Genomic DNA, 16,690 nt, shown 5'->3' with positions numbered 1-16,690 from the left:
ATTATTGATGTTTAGCGATTTCCACAGCGTAAACACCTTCGTAACCTTCAAAGTTGGCCCTGAAGATAACCCATTTTTCATCGGGCGAGAAATGCACATTAGGTTCCAGGTGGTAATTATGATGTTTCATATTTACCAGTTTTTCTGATTTAAAATGATCACCATTGGGCTTAAATAAATAGATCCACATGCCATCGGGTGCTTTGGCTACCTGCCCGGAATTGCCACCGTCGCCGGCAAAGGTTTGCTCATCTTTAGTTACATTAAAATGGATAGACCATTCGTTCCTGTCCATTTGATAAACACGGTCTTCTTTTCCTGTTTTCATGTTGATACCTGCCAGAAAAAAAGTTTGCCCTTTAGGTTTCTGCAAATCAAACCACTCAGTATTGCCCAACGGTGAAAAAAACTCATGACCGGCTATTTCATTGACCATGGTGCGCTTGTGCAACAGCTTGTTTTCGCCGGTTTTTATATTGATGTTCCAGATCCGGTCCACCTTTTCCCAGGGGCCTTCATGGCAATATGAAAGGTTATCAGGATCTGCAGGCGAAAAAAGCAGATGGTTTGTCCACTCATTTTCCTGGTGTATTTGTTTCAGTGTTTTATGTTTAACATCAAGCACATACAAGGTATGCTGGATATGCGCATCATAGATCCGGTTAAAAAAATCATGCTTTTCGGGATATTTTGCAAGGATCTTACGTTCCTGCTCACCGGTAGCCTTAACACAGGCCATATAAGTTCCGTCGGCATTTACAGTACCGACCCTGCCTTTAAAATCGGGTGCAAAGGCGTAGATAAATCTAGTTTTGTGGGTGTTAACATTTACAGCGAATATGCTGTCGGCACTTTGATAAAAGGCTTCACGGGTTTTGGCACAAACCATCTCGCCGGATACTTTTGTCCTGTTTGTTAGCTGTTCTATTTTTTTCGTTTTTAAATTAACCGTAAATAGCTGTTCCCCCTTATCCGTTTTACCATAAAACACCATCAAATCGCCTTCATTCTTCAATTGAGGAACAAAAGGCGTATTGTTGAAATAAAAACTGCCGTTGTCACTTTCGCGGTTCACCAGGCGGATTACTTTATGACCGGTTTCGCTATCGACCCATTGAGCGGGCATAGGTTTGACACCTCCTGTTTCCATTACTTCCTGGGCCTCTGCAACCAGTGAAAGGACAAGTAAAAACTGCACGGGTAAAATGAGCCGCAACGAAACGCAAACAGAACACAGCAAGATCTTGTAAGGCAGCTTGATCATTATAGTATAATTTATCTGGTTACCGGCCGGTTTATATGGGCCGAGGTTTATAATAAATAAAGTTAGAGCATGTTTATACTAACAGCGTCCTGCACCATCCTGATTAAAGACTCTCTTATTGTAACAAATTCATCACTTTATTTATTTTGGCTGCTTATTAAGCTTCCCCTGCTTACACACGCAAAGGTGGGAGTCTTATCAAACCTAATTTGATTAACTTTAAGTTTTTGCCAGTAGCCAGTTCAATAGTTATGAAATCTTCACGTTTTTTAGAATACATCTATATTGATTATTATTCATCTACCCCTAAATACATCCAGTTAGCCAACTCAATCATCAAAAGTGTACGTGAAGGGAAATTAATCATTAACGAAACGCTGCCATCCATTAATGAATTAAACTGCAACTTTGAAATATCACGTGATACCGCCGAAAAGGCTTATAAACACCTGAAATCAATCGGCTTGCTTGGCTCGGTACCTGGTAAGGGGTATTACATTAAAAACACTGAAGCCGGGCAACAGTTTAAGGTGTTTTTAATATTTAACAAGCTAAGCACTCATAAAAAGCTGGTTTATGATGCCATAATTGATGGCCTTGGGCATGAAGCAGCTATCGACTTTTATATATACAATAACGACTTCGAATTTTTTAAAAAACTACTTCAAAATAATAGCAACGATTATACTCATTATGTGATCCTGCCGCACTTTATGCACGGCGGCGAAAACGTTCACGATATTATTAATACTCTACCCAAAGAGAAACTGATCATACTTGATAAATTAGTGCCAGGGATAAAAGGCGATTTTGCTGCCGTGTACGAGAATTTTGAAAAAGACATTTACCAGGCCCTGGAGGAAGCCCTGCCGCAATTAAGGAAGTATCACACCCTAAAGATTATATTTCCTGAATACACTTATTTTCCAGGCGAGATTTTGAAAGGCTTTTTCAGTTTCTGTATCCAATATGCATTTACCTACAAAGTAGTTCATGACATACAAGGCGAACCCATACATGAAGGAGATGTATTCATTAACCTGATGGAAAACGACCTTGTGGTCTTGATTGAAAGGATCCTGGCTACGGAATTAAAGATAGGTAAAGATGTTGGCGTAATATCATACAATGAAACCCCGCTAAAAAAAATCATCCTCAATGGCTTAACCACCATATCCACAGATTTTGAACAAATGGGAAAAATGACCGCGGAGATTATTAAAAATGGTTCTACCGGCCGTTACGAGGTGCCTTTTTACCTTACACTCAGGGCTTCGCTATAGCGATTTTCGGATAATTATTTTAAAAGCGTTTTTAATAACCGCGGCTTTGTTTTGCAACATTAGCTCAGCTGTTTTTCTGCCCATTTCTTCAAAATCACTGGTAATAACGGTAATATCCAATAATTCTTTAAACACGGTTTCATTAAAAGATATGATCCCTATATCTTTCCCTAATTCATATCCACTTGCTCTGGCGCCTTTAATCAAATCTGCCAGGTCATTTTCGGTCAATGCAATATAAAGGGTGCTTTTTTTGAGATCGTCTGTTTTAAAAGCATCTATTACTTCAAACTTTTTGTTTTTCTCTTCACAAAACTGCATTATTCCATCCTTAATTTCGGGCGGATGGTGGCGGTCTATGGGATATATGATAATTAATTTTTTGTATTTGGCAATCAGGTCGGTGACTACGTTTAATGCCCCATAGATATCATTGCGAAAATCCTGGAATACAGCCGACTGCCTGCCTAATTTGGGCAAATCTTTATCCAGCAATATCAACTGATCAACCGGAATCTTCTTTAAAATGGTTAAATATTCATGCTCGTTACTATAATCAAAAAAATGCGGCATTACCACATAATAATGGTAATTGCCCAAATTTGAATCTATACTTTCCTCGAGCAAAGCGGGATTATAATGATGAATATGAAGATCGACCCTGGCTTTATCACCCAGGGTGCGTACGATGGTATCATAAACTGTTTTCTTATAAGAGCTTAACTTATTAAACAACAAAAGTACCTTGATCCGCACATCGGGCTTACCGACCACAAAATAACCCTTTCCGGAAACCGAACGGATATAGCCATTGCTCTTAAGTATCGTGTAAGCCTTTTCAATGGTGTCTCTTGCTACACCGTGTTGCTTGCTGTATGTATTTATTGACAGCAGCTTTTCATTTTTCCGGTAAACACCTTTGTCAATATTCTTACTGATTGATCCGACAATTTGCTGTACGAGGGATTTCACCCCGTAATTAGCTCTTTGCTTTGTTTGCATTATGCTTGTTTAATTGGTTTACAACGGCGATTTAAACATAGTTTAATTTTATCAAAGCCGTGATAAGCAATGAAAATATAAAATATTATTAAATTAAAATATTGGGGCTATCGGCAGCACCGGTATTCTTATCAGATACTTGAAGACTTCATCTCTAATAAATTTATACTTAATACAGCCATTTTAACAATTTAAGCGTCGCATATGAACGATAAAACTACCTAACAGGTACAAAAAGCACTGCATCAGCCACAATTACGCCATCCGCGTTTTTATTGAAAATTTCAACATATGCCTTTTTTTCTCCTGAAAAGTTATATAGCCCCAGTGGAAGCCACTCACCTGAAGTTTGGCCTTCTACCTGCAAATCAGACTGGTTGATTATCTTTTCTGTGGCCTTATCACCATCATAAATAGCAATATAAGTTTTTGTTGCCGGATTCATAACCTTAGGAAAATAGGTATAAACGTGGTAAGCACCTTTTTTTAATTTTTCCGGAATAAACCTTACCGATTTTGCAGTTTCTGCTTTTGAATCATCCGCGAGATAGGTTGGCCCATAGCCGCCTGATTTTTCAGTTTTCCAGTCGCCTGTTATGTGACTGTCCTCATTATCAACCAGTACTTCGGGTATACTACCATCTGCAAGAGGGTCTGCCCTGAGCAAGCTTTGTACTTCTTTTACATTAACCTGCTGTACCGCAATTCTTTTATCAATAGCCTGGCATGCCGCCACAGCCGAAGATTGGCCTAATACCATGAATACCGGCTCCATCCTGATTGATCCGTAAGCTATATGACTTGCAGATAAGCATACCGGGACAAATAAATTAGCGGCTTCCTTTTGCTTTGGGACTATTGCCCTGTACGAAACAGCGTATGGCGCAAAACCATGTACCTGAACATCCCCCTCATTTTTCACCATGCCATTAACTACCAACCTTTCGCAATTATGCGAATCCATACCATATGCGGCCATTCCTACTCCATCTTCTACCTGTTCTTTTCCCTGACAATGATGCTGGGTCATAACCAGTTCACCAATCATTCGTCGGGCTTCCCTGATATAAAGCTGTGGTGTCCAGTTCCCATTATCCGTATATTCATCTTTGGGATACCCCCATTGTTTCATTTCGTCCCTGATATTTCCGGGTATGCGGGTGTCATTGCCGATAAAATAAAAGAAACCTTTGGTATAATCTTCATGCTCCTTCCATATTTTGGCCCTTGTATTATAATCAGCCTCCGGATATTCCCAGTTCATCCCGATCATATCCGTAGAGAAACCTCCGTTATTATTGATATCCGTTTTGCCATTGGGCATTTTACTTATAATAAAAACATCGGAAATTGATTTCCAGGGTTGCTTCTCTTTTAAACGCAGCAGTAACTCATACTTTTTAGGATCATAGTTGTCGGGTTTTGAAATTGGGATCCGGTTTTCGGGCACATTGGTTAACGTGATACGAAAATTGTATGCCTGCACTTTTTTATCGCCCGCACCATTTACTTGTAATACCTCATTACTTATGCCCCACAATAAACCGCTTTTTGCGTCGCCCGGCACTTTATAGGGATCAATATTATCCGGAAACTGGTGTTTATCCAGCAACTCCACTCCGTTTATAGTTTCATCATACTGGCTGTTAGCTTCTCTTCCTACAGTATAAAAAACACCCGAGCGGGCCATCAGGTCCCCTTCGTAAGTACAATCAATAAATACCTTAGCGCGAATAGTCTTATTGGTAGCAGTCGAGGGTTTATAGCTGTCCTCTACTATAATTTCCTTTAGCTGATTTTCTTCCTTTTTCACTTTTATAAGCCTGTTCCGGAATAAAACAGGAAAGCCAGCCCTTTTTACATAATCGTTAAAAATGCCCTCCGCTACCTTTGGCTCAAATATCCATTGTTCAAATTTTCCGTAATGAGCTCCTATACGGCGGTAAAAATCCCGTGCTAAGCCCGTCACCACATATTTGTTCCCAATATCCGTATAGCCAAGACCTCCCGAACTCATGCCACCTAAATGCTTTCCCGGCTCTATCAACATCACCGTTTTCCCCATCTTTTTTGCCGTATATGCAGCGATAACCCCTGCGGAGGTTCCGCCATATACACAAACATCGGCGGTAATTAATTTGCTGCTTTGCGCATTAACCGAAGCCCCGGCCATAAAAAAGGTAGTTATGATTGCGAGGATGATCACTTTAATATTTTTCATTATTGCTTATTAAACATTTCAAATTTTCAGAAAAAAGATATGCCGGTAAATCTTAAGGTATAGGTAGTTAAGACTTGTAAATTTTGATTATTTAATTTTAAGCCTAATATCTGACAATTTTAAAAAAATATATAAATGTTTTCAGATCACGCCGGGGAGCTTAAATGATGGCGTATAGGTTTCGGAAGTTTGCTGCGATGAGTTGCCAATTCCTTCGCGGGTTAACTCAGTTGGGCTGGTAGGATATATTAATACTTTTCGCGTATTTACTGATCACTCAATAGTTAGGGTCACAGGGGCATTTGCTAAACAGGCGGGCACATGCCTGTAGTGGAAAAGCCTCAGCAATGCTTTGGCAAATAATAAAACAAGTACGGGAATGCTAATGCAATTACCCTAAACCATCTTAATTTTTTGCGGGAGAGTTGCTGAGGCTTTAACTATTTATTTGGCAGCGGCATTTACTTCGGGAAACCAAACGGTCATTTCGCCTTTACCACGGTTTGCCCATGAATAATAAGGAATGGCCGTAAGTTCTACCTTTTTAGCAGCTTCGCCTTTTGTTTTACTCAGGATCTCTCCTTTTAAAACAGTTATGCCATTTAAGAGGTTTGGTTCGGCTACAGATTTAAAAGTTGCATTTGCAGGAATTGCTAAATTGCTCACTGTTCCGCCGTTATCTTTCCACTCGGCGCAGTATATAATCGGGCCGCGTTGAAGGGCTGTTTTACCTTTATCATCAACCAATGCTTTATTGGAAATAACCTTTTTAACTTCCATCGGCAGGTTTAATTGAATGTTATCACCTTTTGTCCATTGCCTGTTAATTACAGCGTAGCCATTTTCAACTTTATAAGCAACCGCTTTGCCGTTTAGTTTCAGGCTGATTTTTGCAGTCGATTTATTTTGGAAAGCATACAAATCAGACGGGATCGCCTCTGCCCTTGCCCAGCCCGGGATCCGGATGTGCATGGCAAAATTAGTTGGCGTCTCCGGTGTTACGGCAAACGACAGGGCGCCACTCCATGGGTAATTATTGCTTTGAACAATGCTCACTTTTTTATTACTTACCTCCATATTGGCTATACCGGCAATAAACAGGTTTACAAATACATTATTATCCTTTTGGGCATACATATAGCCTGACAATGAGGGCAGGAAACGCGCCATATTGGTTGGGCAGCATGAGCACTCAAACCAGCCGGAACGTTCGGGCTCAAGTTCATGATGTGTAACCCCATTGGTTACCTGCATGGCATTGGTGTAGAAGAATGTCTTGCCATCCAGCCCAACACCCGAAATTAACCCGTTATATAAAACCTTTTCCATCACATCAATATATTTCGACTCGCCGTGCAGCAGGAACATCCTCTGGTTCCAGAACACATCACCTATTGCCGCACAGGTTTCATTATAAGCGGTAGTATTTGGCAACTCATAATCGGCTCCGAAACGTTCACCGCCCGGCACTGCGCCGATTCCCCCCTGCACGTAGATCTTTTTGCCAACCATGTTGTTCCAGATCTTATCAATGGCGGTAATGTATTCCTTGTCACCGGTTAAAGCGGCAACATCGGCCATGCCCGAGTACAGGTACATTGCCCTTACGGCATGACCTTCGGCATCTTCCTGTGCTATAACAGGTTCATTGTCCTGCCAGTACATCCCGTTCTTCCATTCGTCGGTACTGGTTTTATCATAGGTGCGGTGCCCTCTTTCGTCAATAAAAAATTTAGCAAGATCGAGATATTCTTTTTTGCCGGTGATACGGTACAGGCGTACCAGGCCCATTTCCACAATCTCATGTCCGGGCGCTACATGCCTTTTACCCGGCCCAAAAGTTTTAACCAGCAGATCGGCATTTTTAAGGGCGATATCTAAAAAATTGCGCTTGTTGGTAGCCAGATAATGTGCGGCCGCTGCCTCAAACATGTGGCCGGAGTTATACAGCTCGTGGCTCAGCTCGTTCTCTTTTACCCAACGCTCCGGGCCCGACCATGCGTGCGGGTGCAATGGGTCAATAGTGCGGGCGGTATAAAGATATCCGTCCGGCTCCTGCGCTTTCCCTACTATCGTGATCAATGAATCGACATAGGCATCCAGCTTTGCATCAGGATGAACGGCCATAGAATAAGATGCGCCCTCAATGGTTTTATAAATATCCGTATCATCAAAAGGAAACTTAGTACAAAACTTACCGCTGCGGGCAGCCGCCATTTCAAAATTTTTAACCCTGCCGGTATTCTCGCAACGGGCAAATGATGCCGGGATGGTGACCGTACGGTTGGTTTCAATACGCGGGGTCCAAAACTTATCGTTAAGCTTCACATTGGTAAATGATACCGGCTTAATGGGGTAATCCTTAGTTTGCGCGTAAGCAATGCCGCAATAAAATGATAATGCAATAAGTAATCTTTTTTTCATCCTGATGATATGTTAGTCCAAAAAAACAGTGCAGGTCAACCCACCATCCCGCGCTTTATTTATTTTTATTAGTAACCTACGAGCTTTAGCCAATACCAGTTGTAGATTTCTTTAAACGCATCAATATCTCCAGATTCAAAGAGCCTGGTCAATTGAACATCCGTATGATCATAAAAATTTTTCATTTAAGATAAAATCATTCTTACCGGCATTTCGTACGTACATAATTATAAGCGTACTAAATACATTTAATTGAGCGAGATAAAATTAACCAATTCAGATTGTTGTTTACGTTTATCACATCCTAAGCAGCAATTTTGCCATGGTGTAACTATTTTTAGGCTATAACGACGACAAGATAAGAAATAATTTATATTGAAAAACAGAAATAAAAAATTAATTGTATTTATAACACTAATAAACACATGCAGACCGGCGATCCAATAAAGCGTTCGTACAGGGCAGATTTAGCTACCATGGGCTTTGCTTAAACGAGAAGCTGTTTCAATGACTGAAGATTTTCCAGCGCTGCTCCGGCGGTATTGTTGAAGTACACATAAACTGTTTTGCCCTCCTGCTGCCATTCATTGATATACGATGCGTATTCAGAAAGGAAACTTTCACTATAACTTCCTTTATAATTGCCAGATGGGCCATGAAAGCGCAGGTAAACTAGTTCATCGGCGGTGATCTCCATGGGCGTGGCCGATTTGGGCATATCCTGCAGTACCATTGCTGCCTGGTACCAGTTTAAAAGTTCAAAAACTTCATCCCTGTACCAGGACGGGTGACGAAATTCGACGGCCATAGGCCAGGTATAAGGTTTAAGGACCTCCAGCAATTCCGTTAATTGAGGAAGAGCACCCGCCTGCAGGCTTGGCGGAAACTGAACAAGCAGGCAACCCCGCTCAGTTTCCGGCAAATGGATAGCCTGCATAAAACGGGTAACCTCTTCCTCATTAAAAAACAAACTTTTTTGGTGCGTGATCCCCTGCCACAGCTTGAAAGTGAAACGAAAACCTTCGGTTACTTCCGTTACCCACCGGGCTATGGTTTTTGCCTGCGGGATTTTATAAAAAGAGCTGTTGATCTCGATGCTGTTTTCCTGCAAAGCATAATAACCAAGCCGCGACAAATGGCTGTATTCAGGGGGAAAATCCCGCCTGGGCCTGTCGATTTGTAAGCCACTGGTACCTCCAAAAAATAGTCCTTTCATAGGTCAAGTATGATATACCAATGATTGTTATCGTTAAGGGCATAGGCCAGGCCGTCACTCATTTCATAAACATCACGGCCATGTTTTTGACTAAAATAGATTTTCTCATCACGGATAATAGTCCCGTTGTTTTCCACCCGCAGAAAAAAAAGCAGTGCGCCTATGTTCGGCGCAACATCTTTAAGGTGCCTGGCCTCCTCCTCTTTTACAAATGCCGAACTCATGCCTGTTTCAGTTTGGCTTCCATACTTTGGGTAGTGTGCGGAACCGCAAGCAGGCGTTCCTTTGGTATCAGTTTACCGGTAGTACGGCAAATGCCATAAGTCCTGTTTTCAATGCGCATTAGCGCGGCTTCAAGCTGCTCGATGAATTTTTTCTGGCGGGCGGCCAACTGGTTGATCTGTTCCTTTTCAAAAGTTGCCGAACCATCTTCAAGCGTCTTGCCCGCAATTGCGGCATCATCCCCGTTGGTATTTGAAGCGCTGAGCGTACCCACCAGTTCCTGCAGCTCTTCGCGTGCCATGCCGATCTTTCCTTTGATCAACGTTTTGAATTCATTTAATTCGGTATCAGTGTACCGTGTTTTAGTAGTTTCTTGTTGCATGATTGGCTTAACAAACATCTGCCTAAATGGTTGGCATAAATGTGATATGCTATACAAAGCTGTTCAAACCATTCGTCCCCAATCGTTTGGACTCCCCTAACAGCACGTCACCGCGAAAAAGTTGATTATCTCAACTCCCCTCTCCTCCTGTAATTTAATTAAATAATTAAAAATATTCTTCGAAAGAAACCATTACGCATTTACACTGTATTTAATGGTACAAAATCTATGCAATGACATTTATGAACCTTAAACGAGATGGTACCAGGAATAGCCCCTGGCAGTCTCTCAGCAGCCCGGCAGCCAGGGTTAGGCCCGAAGATAAAATATATGATTGCCTCATTGTTGGCGCAGGAATTACCGGTATGACGACGGCTCTGCTGTTACAAAAAGCAGGTAAAGTTACGATTATTACAGAAGCGCATAATACCGGTTTTGGCACAACCGGCGGCACCAGCGCGCATATCAATACTTTTGCTGATACTACTTACAGCGAAGCTGAAAGTGCTTTTGGCGAGGAAGGCGCACAGGGTTTTGCAGACGCGATCAATGAGGGGTTCGAACTGATTAAGACCAATGTCGATATCTATGGCATCAAGTGCGATTATGAACCGAAAACCGGTTACCTGTATGCCGAAAATGAAGATGAAGTGAAAATGCTGGATGACATATACCAGGGTGCTACCAAAGTTGGCGTTCCTGTAAAATATACTGACGAAGTACCGACACCTATTCCTTTTCAAAAAGCTTTGGCTTTCGATGGCCAGGCACAATTTCATCCCATAAAATATTTAAAAGGATTACTAAAAGCTTATTTGGAAGCCGGCGGCACCTTATTAGAAAATACGCTTGTTGAAAAAATAGTCACTGAAGATGAAATACATAATGTGCAGGCCGGTGAAAATAAGATTCGTGCAAAAAATGTAATCTATGCCACCCACATGCCGCCGAATATCAATGTACTCAATTTCGAATGCGCACCTTACCGCAGTTACGTATTGGCCGTTAAACTCCATAGCGGAAAATATCCTGACGGACTAATTTATGACTGCCAGGAACCATATCATTATGTGCGGACACATGTAATAGACGGACAGGAATTATTGTTGATTGGCGGGTTGGATCATAAGACAGGGCACGAAGAGCCGGAGAAAGCTTTTGACGACCTTGAAAAATATGCACGTAAGTATTATAATGTATCATCGGTGAAATACCGGTGGTCAAGCCAGTATTATGTACCCGTAGATGGCCTTCCTTATATCGGCCGCATGCCTTTAGCGGCCAATGGTATTTACTGCGCAACCGGTTATAATGGCAACGGCATGATGCTTGGAAGTGTTGCCGCCCAAATCCTTGCCGACCTGGTAAGCGGCAAAGGCAGCAAATATGAAAAACTGTTTAATCCGGGCAGAATAAAACCGATAGACGGGTTTAGCGAATTTGTAAAAGAAAACGCCGATGTAGCCTACCACTTTGTGGCTGATCGCCTGAATATTAAAAGTACCGATTCGCTGAACAGGTTAAAGCCTGGCACCGGCAAAGTGGTTGAAGTAGACGGAAACAAAATCGCCGCTTACCGCGATGACGACGGCACCATACATGCCTTAAGTCCCGTTTGCACTCACGCCGCCTGCATTGTTAGCTGGAACAGCGAAGAAAAGAGTTGGGACTGCCCTTGTCATGGTGCACGCTACGATATTGATGGCAATGTATTAACCGGACCCGCAACCAAAGGCCTTACCAGGATAAGCGATGATGAAAACTAAAGAAATTTTAATTTCGGGAGTCACCGGCACTACCTTCATGACGCTGTTCAGCTATCTTGTCTCGCTGGCCGATGGCGAAAACTTTAGCGAACCGGAGCGACTGGGGCAGCTAACCGGCCGTCTGATCCCTAAATTAGATAAACAGCAAAGCCAGGCGTTAGGCTGGCTGGGGCATTACGGCGTAGGCCTGCTGTTTACGCTCGTTTATGTAGAACTATGGCACCGCGGTAAATTAAAACCTGACCTTAAAACAAATCTTTGGTTGGGTGGCCTAAGCGGGCTGTTAGCTGTAGCTGTTTGGAAAACGACCTTTAAAATGCACCCGTTGCCCCCATCCCTCAACTTTAAAAAATACTATCTGCAACTGATACCAGCACATATTGTGTTCGCAGTTTTTGCCGGCATTGGTTATCACATCTCACAAAAAACAACAAGCTATGCTACAAATAATTAATAATCTCCCGCAGCACGTGGTAGGGATTTATGCCAGCGGCGAAGTAACCCGCAACGATATGGAGACCATACTGATACCCAAGATACAGGAGCTGAAAAACCGCCAGGGTGAAATTAACTATTTGCTGGTATTGGGAACAGGCGTGGAGAATTTCACGCTGGCGGCCTGGTGGGACGACCTCAAACTTGGGCTAACGAACTTTACAAACTGGCACCGCATTGCGGTAGTAACCTACCAGAAAGGTGTGGAATGGTTTACGGACCTCTTCCGGTTTATGATACCGGGCAAGTCGCGCGGTTTTTCACCCGATCAATTGGAAGAGGCCAAAGCCTGGGTTAGCGGGGAAGAAATATGAAAGACCTGGCACAACGCTTTCCCGAAAACCCTTTGCTGCTGCCAAAAGATCTTGCTCCCAGCCGCGAGGGTTTACAAATCATCAGCCTGCTTAATCCCGGCGTTTTTAGGTATGGCGGTAAAACCTGGCTTATTGTAAGGGTAGCCGAAGGGGTTATGCAGGAGGAAGGAGTTTTATTTTTCCCTGCCCTTGATGCTCTGGGCAATACCGAGATCATCAAGGTACCGCTTAACGACCCCGACCTTATCGCTACCGATGCCCGGGTCATTAGTTACAAGGGGTTGGATTATCTCACTACAGTTTCGCATTTACGTTTACTGGCCAGTGACGATGGGATCTGTTTTACTGAACAGGAAGGCTATCCGCCCTTATTCGGAAAGGGATACCTGGAACGTTTTGGTATAGAGGATTGCCGGGTTGCGCAGATAAATGACACTTATTACCTCACCTATACCGCTGTATCTGACAGCGGCGTAGGTGTAGGCCTGCTAACAACCACCAATTGGCAGCACTTTGAAAGCGGCGGAATGATCCTGCCTCCGCATAATAAGGATTGCGCAATTTTTGAGGAAAAGATCGGCGGAAAATATTACTGTTTACACCGGCCAAGCAGCAAAGAGATCGGCGGCAATTATATCTGGCTGGCAGAGTCATCAGACAGCCGGCAATGGGGCAATCACCAATGCCTGATAAAAACCCGGCCCGGAATGTGGGACAGCGGTCGCGTTGGCGCGGGCGCGGCACCTATCCGTACGGAACATGGCTGGCTGGAGATATATCATGGAGCAAATGCTGAACACCGTTATTGTCTTGGAGCTTTTTTAATGGATATTAACAATCCATCAAAGGTTATCGCCCGAAGTGGTGACCCGATTATGGTGCCAACCGAGGCTTATGAGCTTAGCGGGTTTTTCGGTTATGTTGTTTTCACTAACGGCCATATTGTCGATGGCGACCGTTTAACCATCTATTATGGAGCAGCCGATGAGTTTGTTTGCGGCGCACATTTCTTTATCGGTGCCATTCTCCAAACTTTAATTTATTATTAAAATAATAAATTACAACAAAACAAAACCGTATTTCCGGAGGTTTTTATAGAGTCTGTAATCGACAGGCCTGGACCAATTAATCATGGCAGAAAATAAGATTAAAGAATGTAGTAAACTGATAGCTCAACAGGGGATGACCATTGCTTTTGCCGAAAGCGCTACGGCCGGCTGGCTTTGTTCGGAATTTGCACTTACCGACGAATCCGGCCAGGTGCTCAAGGGCGGGATCGCCTGCTATGATGCCGATCTCAAAGTATCCCTGTTAGGAGTACCGAAGGGATTGATTGATCAGTTTACACCAGAGTCGATGGAGGTGACGAGGGAAATGGCATACCGCCTGGCACATCTTATCCCATCCGACATACAGGTAACCGTTACCGGGCTCACTACACCCGGTGGCAGCGAAACCCCGGAAAAACCGGTTGGAACTATGTTTGTATATGCGCTGATCCATGACAGGCACCTCAGTTTTCGAAAAGTATTTCAGGGATCATGCGAAGAAATTATTCAGCAAACCATCCAGGCTACCGCGGAGATGCTGATCAGGGGGCTAACTCAATTTAATTATCATCAACATATATCTACTATGGCAACAAAAAACAACAAAAAGACCGCAGCAGCGGCCAGTCGCAGTCCGGAAGTCGAGAGTGCGCTGAAAGAACTATTCATCGACGAGATCAAGGACCTTTATTGGGCCGAGAAGCATTTGGCCACCGCCCTGCCCAAATTGATCAAGGGAGCTACCTCAGAAGATCTGAAGCAAACCATCACCACCCACCTGGAAGAAACCAAAAACCATGTAACGCGACTGGAAAGCGTATTCGAGTCTATTGGTGAGAAAGCTTCGGCTAAAAAATGCCTGGCCATGGAAGGTTTGCTGAATGAAGCAACAGAATTGCTGTCAGATACCGACAAAGGTACCGAAGTACGCGACGTAGCGATCATTTCAGCGGCACAGAAAGTGGAGCATTATGAAATCGCGTCATACGGCACCTTGCGCACGCTGGCCGGTACATTAGGCTATAGCGAAGCGCAAAGCCTGCTTGAGGAAACCCTGGCCGAGGAGAAAAATGCCGATGCACTGTTAACCCAGGTAGCTGAAAACTATGTAAATGAAGCCGCAGCAGCGGAAACAGAATAAAACAAACCGATTGTTAGGGCGGCTTTCGCCGCCCTATTTATTAACCTTTTATTTTAGTGCTTAACCGAAAATTGCAGCAGGGACTTTGCGTTGGGAATAGCTGCCACTGCCGCGTCATTGTTAAAATAACACCATGCTTCCCGGACTTCCGGTTTTGAATTAATCCCATCGGCAAATTTCCGTAATTGAGCATCACTATAAGATGAGCGGTATACATCCGGCACACCGTGAAAACGATAATATACCACAGGGCCGGTTACAACAGGCTCATCCGGCAGTTCGGGATGGCTCATACCGCAAAAAGAAACACCACGCTCCCTAAGCCGTGAATAAACATCTTCCTGCCACCAGCCCGGGTGCCTGAATTCCAATACATTACTAAAGCTGGGATCCAATTGCGCCAACACGCGTGCCAAACGTTCTTCATCATAATGAAAACGCGGCGGGAACTGGAACAATACAGGCCCTAACTTTTCCTGTAAACCATCGCGAATGGTATCATAAAAACTCGTGATCATATCCACGGTTCCGTGAAACTGCTTAAAATGGGTAATAGCCTTGGGGGCTTTCACCGCGAAGCGAAACTCAGCCGGCGCTTTTTCATACCAGGTACGCAACATAGATAATTGCGGAAAACGGTAAAAGGTCACATTTAATTCCAGGGTACGGAATTGCCCGGCGTAAAACTCAAACCAGCGTTTTTGCGCCAACCCTTCCGGGTAAAAAGTATTTTTCCAGTGACGATAGTAAAACCCTGAACATCCTATATGCCAATCCATACATATCATTTTTTAATGGCGCTGATATCGCCATTCCGTTCCATATACACCTTGTCTATCTTTTCTAAATCTTCAGTAAGTGCAGATTTGCGTACACCCTGCATGACATCTTCACGGCAAACCAGTGCCCGTTTCATCCGCTCTTCATCAAACCGGCCGCCACGAAAAAGCGGGATCTTCTCCCCTTCTACCCAACTAACTAAAGGACTGTTACGTGCAATAAGCCAGCCTAGCAGCCGGTGTAGCAGAACGATCACAAAGCAGCAAACAATAACCGGCACAAAAGCCGAGGCACCAACCACCGCCCTGCTCATAACAGCCCCAAGCGAAATACTGACGATATTATCAAGCGGGGTACGTAACCCAAAAGAGCGACGTCCTGAAATGCGGATCAGCATAAGCGCGATAAAAAAGATAACAACGCCGCGGCTACTCATTTGCAGCGCATTCAGGTCCTTCCCCTCTCCAAAAACAGTGATCAATAACTTTTCCATAACTCAATTTTTTAAAGGTCCGCTGCAAACAACTACGGGCTTGACGTTTTGGGCCGAACGATACCTTACCGCCAGCCAAATGCCCGCTGCAACAAACCCAATGATGATCAAAAATCTTATTTTACTTATCATAATCTCAATAATTAATGAGCCGGTTCCAGGCATTAGGTTACCCTGAATTCTTATTATTCCTGATATAACGTTTTGATTTATTTTGTTGATTTACCCGCGCGGCATCAATAGAATGTGTTTTGGTAAGGTCACTTTCTTTTTGCGCCAGTTCGGACAAACGGATATAAAATTTGTACAGGTGATCCAGCTCCTCTTCACTCAGGTCCTCAATATTAACCATCCTGTTACTGGTACCTTCATGAGAAGCCAGCAATTCATTCAGTTTTAAATGGACGGCTTTCGAATCCTTATTCTGCGCCTTCTGGATAAGGAAGACCATTAAAAAAGTAATGATGGTTGTGCCGGTGTTTATAATAAGTTGCCAGGTTTCCGAGTAGTGAAATACCGGCCCGGTAACAGCCCATATCACTATGGTGGACGCGGCTATAATAAAAGCGGCCGAACTGCCGGTTGCCGCGGTAGCCCAGTTAGAGAACCGCTCAAAGTAATTGATTTTCTTTTTCATG

General features: G+C 43.4%; 16 protein-coding genes. 6 read left to right on the top strand and 10 right to left on the bottom strand.

Annotation, left to right across the window (positions count from 1 at the left end; all coding sequences use genetic code 11):
- Nucleotide 1: 1 nt before the first annotated feature.
- The gene (locus FHW88_RS07480) at nt 2-1,264 is read right to left on the bottom strand and encodes an oligogalacturonate lyase family protein (protein WP_176624311.1); all 1,263 of its coding nucleotides are present in this window, start codon (nt 1,262-1,264) and stop codon (nt 2-4) included.
- A gap of 251 nt (nt 1,265-1,515) precedes the next feature.
- On the opposite strand from FHW88_RS07480, the gene FHW88_RS07475 reads away from it, so the two are divergent.
- Nucleotides 1,516-2,547 carry a GntR family transcriptional regulator gene (locus tag FHW88_RS07475; RefSeq protein ID WP_176624309.1) on the top strand — a complete coding sequence of 344 codons (1,032 nt, stop codon included), beginning with the start codon at nt 1,516-1,518 and terminating at the stop codon, nt 2,545-2,547.
- On the opposite strand, the gene FHW88_RS07470 is transcribed toward FHW88_RS07475, so the two are convergent.
- The 6 genes from FHW88_RS07470 to FHW88_RS07445 form a co-directional block, all read right to left on the bottom strand.
- A complete protein-coding gene (locus tag FHW88_RS07470) occupies nt 2,542-3,549 on the bottom strand; it encodes a GntR family transcriptional regulator (protein ID WP_176624307.1) in 1,008 nt (335 codons plus the stop codon). The genes FHW88_RS07475 and FHW88_RS07470 overlap by 6 nt on opposite strands.
- Before the next feature lie 217 nt (nt 3,550-3,766).
- Nucleotides 3,767-5,770 (bottom strand): FAD-dependent oxidoreductase, encoded by a 2,004-nt coding sequence (locus FHW88_RS07465; protein WP_176624305.1) that lies wholly within the window; start codon nt 5,768-5,770, stop codon nt 3,767-3,769.
- Between the two features lie 444 nt (nt 5,771-6,214).
- Nucleotides 6,215-8,194, bottom strand: a complete 1,980-nt coding sequence (locus tag FHW88_RS07460) for a glycoside hydrolase family 127 protein (RefSeq protein WP_176624302.1) — start codon at nt 8,192-8,194, stop codon at nt 6,215-6,217.
- Nucleotides 8,195-8,681: 487 nt separating this feature from the next.
- Nucleotides 8,682-9,410, bottom strand: a complete 729-nt coding sequence (locus FHW88_RS07455) for a DUF72 domain-containing protein (protein WP_176624300.1) — start codon at nt 9,408-9,410, stop codon at nt 8,682-8,684.
- The gene (locus FHW88_RS07450; protein ID WP_176624298.1) at nt 9,407-9,634 is read right to left on the bottom strand and encodes a hypothetical protein; all 228 of its coding nucleotides are present in this window, start codon (nt 9,632-9,634) and stop codon (nt 9,407-9,409) included. The genes FHW88_RS07455 and FHW88_RS07450 overlap by 4 nt, the downstream gene beginning before the upstream one ends.
- Nucleotides 9,631-10,014, bottom strand: coding sequence for a TraR/DksA family transcriptional regulator (locus tag FHW88_RS07445; protein WP_176624296.1), 384 nt, complete (start codon nt 10,012-10,014; stop codon nt 9,631-9,633). The genes FHW88_RS07450 and FHW88_RS07445 overlap by 4 nt, the downstream gene beginning before the upstream one ends.
- Before the next feature lie 242 nt (nt 10,015-10,256).
- On the opposite strand from FHW88_RS07445, the gene FHW88_RS07440 reads away from it, so the two are divergent.
- The 5 genes from FHW88_RS07440 to FHW88_RS30135 all read left to right on the top strand — a co-directional run bounded on the left by FHW88_RS07440 (nt 10,257) and on the right by FHW88_RS30135 (nt 14,779).
- On the top strand, nt 10,257-11,780 hold the full coding sequence (locus FHW88_RS07440; RefSeq protein ID WP_255485218.1) for an FAD-dependent oxidoreductase: 1,524 nt from the start codon (nt 10,257-10,259) through the stop codon (nt 11,778-11,780).
- The gene (locus FHW88_RS07435) at nt 11,770-12,234 is read left to right on the top strand and encodes a hypothetical protein (RefSeq protein WP_176624292.1); all 465 of its coding nucleotides are present in this window, start codon (nt 11,770-11,772) and stop codon (nt 12,232-12,234) included. The genes FHW88_RS07440 and FHW88_RS07435 overlap by 11 nt, the downstream gene beginning before the upstream one ends.
- Entirely contained in the window at nt 12,218-12,589 is a 372-nt protein-coding gene (locus FHW88_RS07430; protein WP_090525118.1) for an STAS/SEC14 domain-containing protein, read from the top strand. Before FHW88_RS07435 ends, FHW88_RS07430 begins: the two co-directional genes overlap by 17 nt.
- On the top strand, nt 12,586-13,638 hold the full coding sequence (locus FHW88_RS07425) for a glycoside hydrolase family 130 protein (RefSeq protein WP_176624290.1): 1,053 nt from the start codon (nt 12,586-12,588) through the stop codon (nt 13,636-13,638). The genes FHW88_RS07430 and FHW88_RS07425 overlap by 4 nt, the downstream gene beginning before the upstream one ends.
- An 82-nt stretch (nt 13,639-13,720) precedes the next feature.
- Nucleotides 13,721-14,779, top strand: a complete 1,059-nt coding sequence (locus FHW88_RS30135; protein ID WP_255485217.1) for a DUF892 family protein — start codon at nt 13,721-13,723, stop codon at nt 14,777-14,779.
- A gap of 53 nt (nt 14,780-14,832) precedes the next feature.
- Here the strand turns inward: FHW88_RS30135 and FHW88_RS07410 are convergent, their stop codons facing one another.
- From FHW88_RS07410 to FHW88_RS07400, 3 genes are all read right to left on the bottom strand, one after another.
- The gene (locus FHW88_RS07410) at nt 14,833-15,558 is read right to left on the bottom strand and encodes a DUF72 domain-containing protein (RefSeq protein WP_176624288.1); all 726 of its coding nucleotides are present in this window, start codon (nt 15,556-15,558) and stop codon (nt 14,833-14,835) included.
- Between the two features lie 5 nt (nt 15,559-15,563).
- Nucleotides 15,564-16,052 carry a DUF421 domain-containing protein gene (locus FHW88_RS07405; RefSeq protein ID WP_112655007.1) on the bottom strand — a complete coding sequence of 163 codons (489 nt, stop codon included), beginning with the start codon at nt 16,050-16,052 and terminating at the stop codon, nt 15,564-15,566.
- A 169-nt stretch (nt 16,053-16,221) separates the two neighbouring features.
- Entirely contained in the window at nt 16,222-16,689 is a 468-nt protein-coding gene (locus FHW88_RS07400) for a low affinity iron permease family protein (protein WP_176624286.1), read from the bottom strand.
- Nucleotide 16,690 lies beyond the last annotated feature (1 nt).

The organism is Mucilaginibacter sp. SG538B (genome assembly GCF_013376065.1).
GTDB classification, from domain to species: domain Bacteria; phylum Bacteroidota; class Bacteroidia; order Sphingobacteriales; family Sphingobacteriaceae; genus Mucilaginibacter; species Mucilaginibacter rubeus.
This window is presented reverse-complemented; position numbering and strand designations above follow the sequence as displayed.

Coding starts and splice junctions, on each gene's coding strand:
- FHW88_RS07425 (WP_176624290.1), top strand. CDS start 12,586: ATGAAAGACCTGGCACAACGCTTTCCCGAAAACCCTTTGCTGCTGCCA.
- FHW88_RS30135 (WP_255485217.1), top strand. CDS start 13,721: ATGGCAGAAAATAAGATTAAAGAATGTAGTAAACTGATAGCTCAACAG.
- FHW88_RS07410 (WP_176624288.1), bottom strand. CDS start 15,558: ATGGATTGGCATATAGGATGTTCAGGGTTTTACTATCGTCACTGGAAA.
- FHW88_RS07460 (WP_176624302.1), bottom strand. CDS start 8,194: ATGAAAAAAAGATTACTTATTGCATTATCATTTTATTGCGGCATTGCT.
- FHW88_RS07400 (WP_176624286.1), bottom strand. CDS start 16,689: ATGAAAAAGAAAATCAATTACTTTGAGCGGTTCTCTAACTGGGCTACC.
- FHW88_RS07450 (WP_176624298.1), bottom strand. CDS start 9,634: ATGAGTTCGGCATTTGTAAAAGAGGAGGAGGCCAGGCACCTTAAAGAT.
- FHW88_RS07405 (WP_112655007.1), bottom strand. CDS start 16,052: ATGGAAAAGTTATTGATCACTGTTTTTGGAGAGGGGAAGGACCTGAAT.
- FHW88_RS07465 (WP_176624305.1), bottom strand. CDS start 5,770: ATGAAAAATATTAAAGTGATCATCCTCGCAATCATAACTACCTTTTTT.
- FHW88_RS07455 (WP_176624300.1), bottom strand. CDS start 9,410: ATGAAAGGACTATTTTTTGGAGGTACCAGTGGCTTACAAATCGACAGG.
- FHW88_RS07475 (WP_176624309.1), top strand. CDS start 1,516: ATGAAATCTTCACGTTTTTTAGAATACATCTATATTGATTATTATTCA.
- FHW88_RS07440 (WP_255485218.1), top strand. CDS start 10,257: ATGAACCTTAAACGAGATGGTACCAGGAATAGCCCCTGGCAGTCTCTC.
- FHW88_RS07470 (WP_176624307.1), bottom strand. CDS start 3,549: ATGCAAACAAAGCAAAGAGCTAATTACGGGGTGAAATCCCTCGTACAG.
- FHW88_RS07430 (WP_090525118.1), top strand. CDS start 12,218: ATGCTACAAATAATTAATAATCTCCCGCAGCACGTGGTAGGGATTTAT.
- FHW88_RS07435 (WP_176624292.1), top strand. CDS start 11,770: ATGAAAACTAAAGAAATTTTAATTTCGGGAGTCACCGGCACTACCTTC.
- FHW88_RS07445 (WP_176624296.1), bottom strand. CDS start 10,014: ATGCAACAAGAAACTACTAAAACACGGTACACTGATACCGAATTAAAT.
- FHW88_RS07480 (WP_176624311.1), bottom strand. CDS start 1,264: ATGATCAAGCTGCCTTACAAGATCTTGCTGTGTTCTGTTTGCGTTTCG.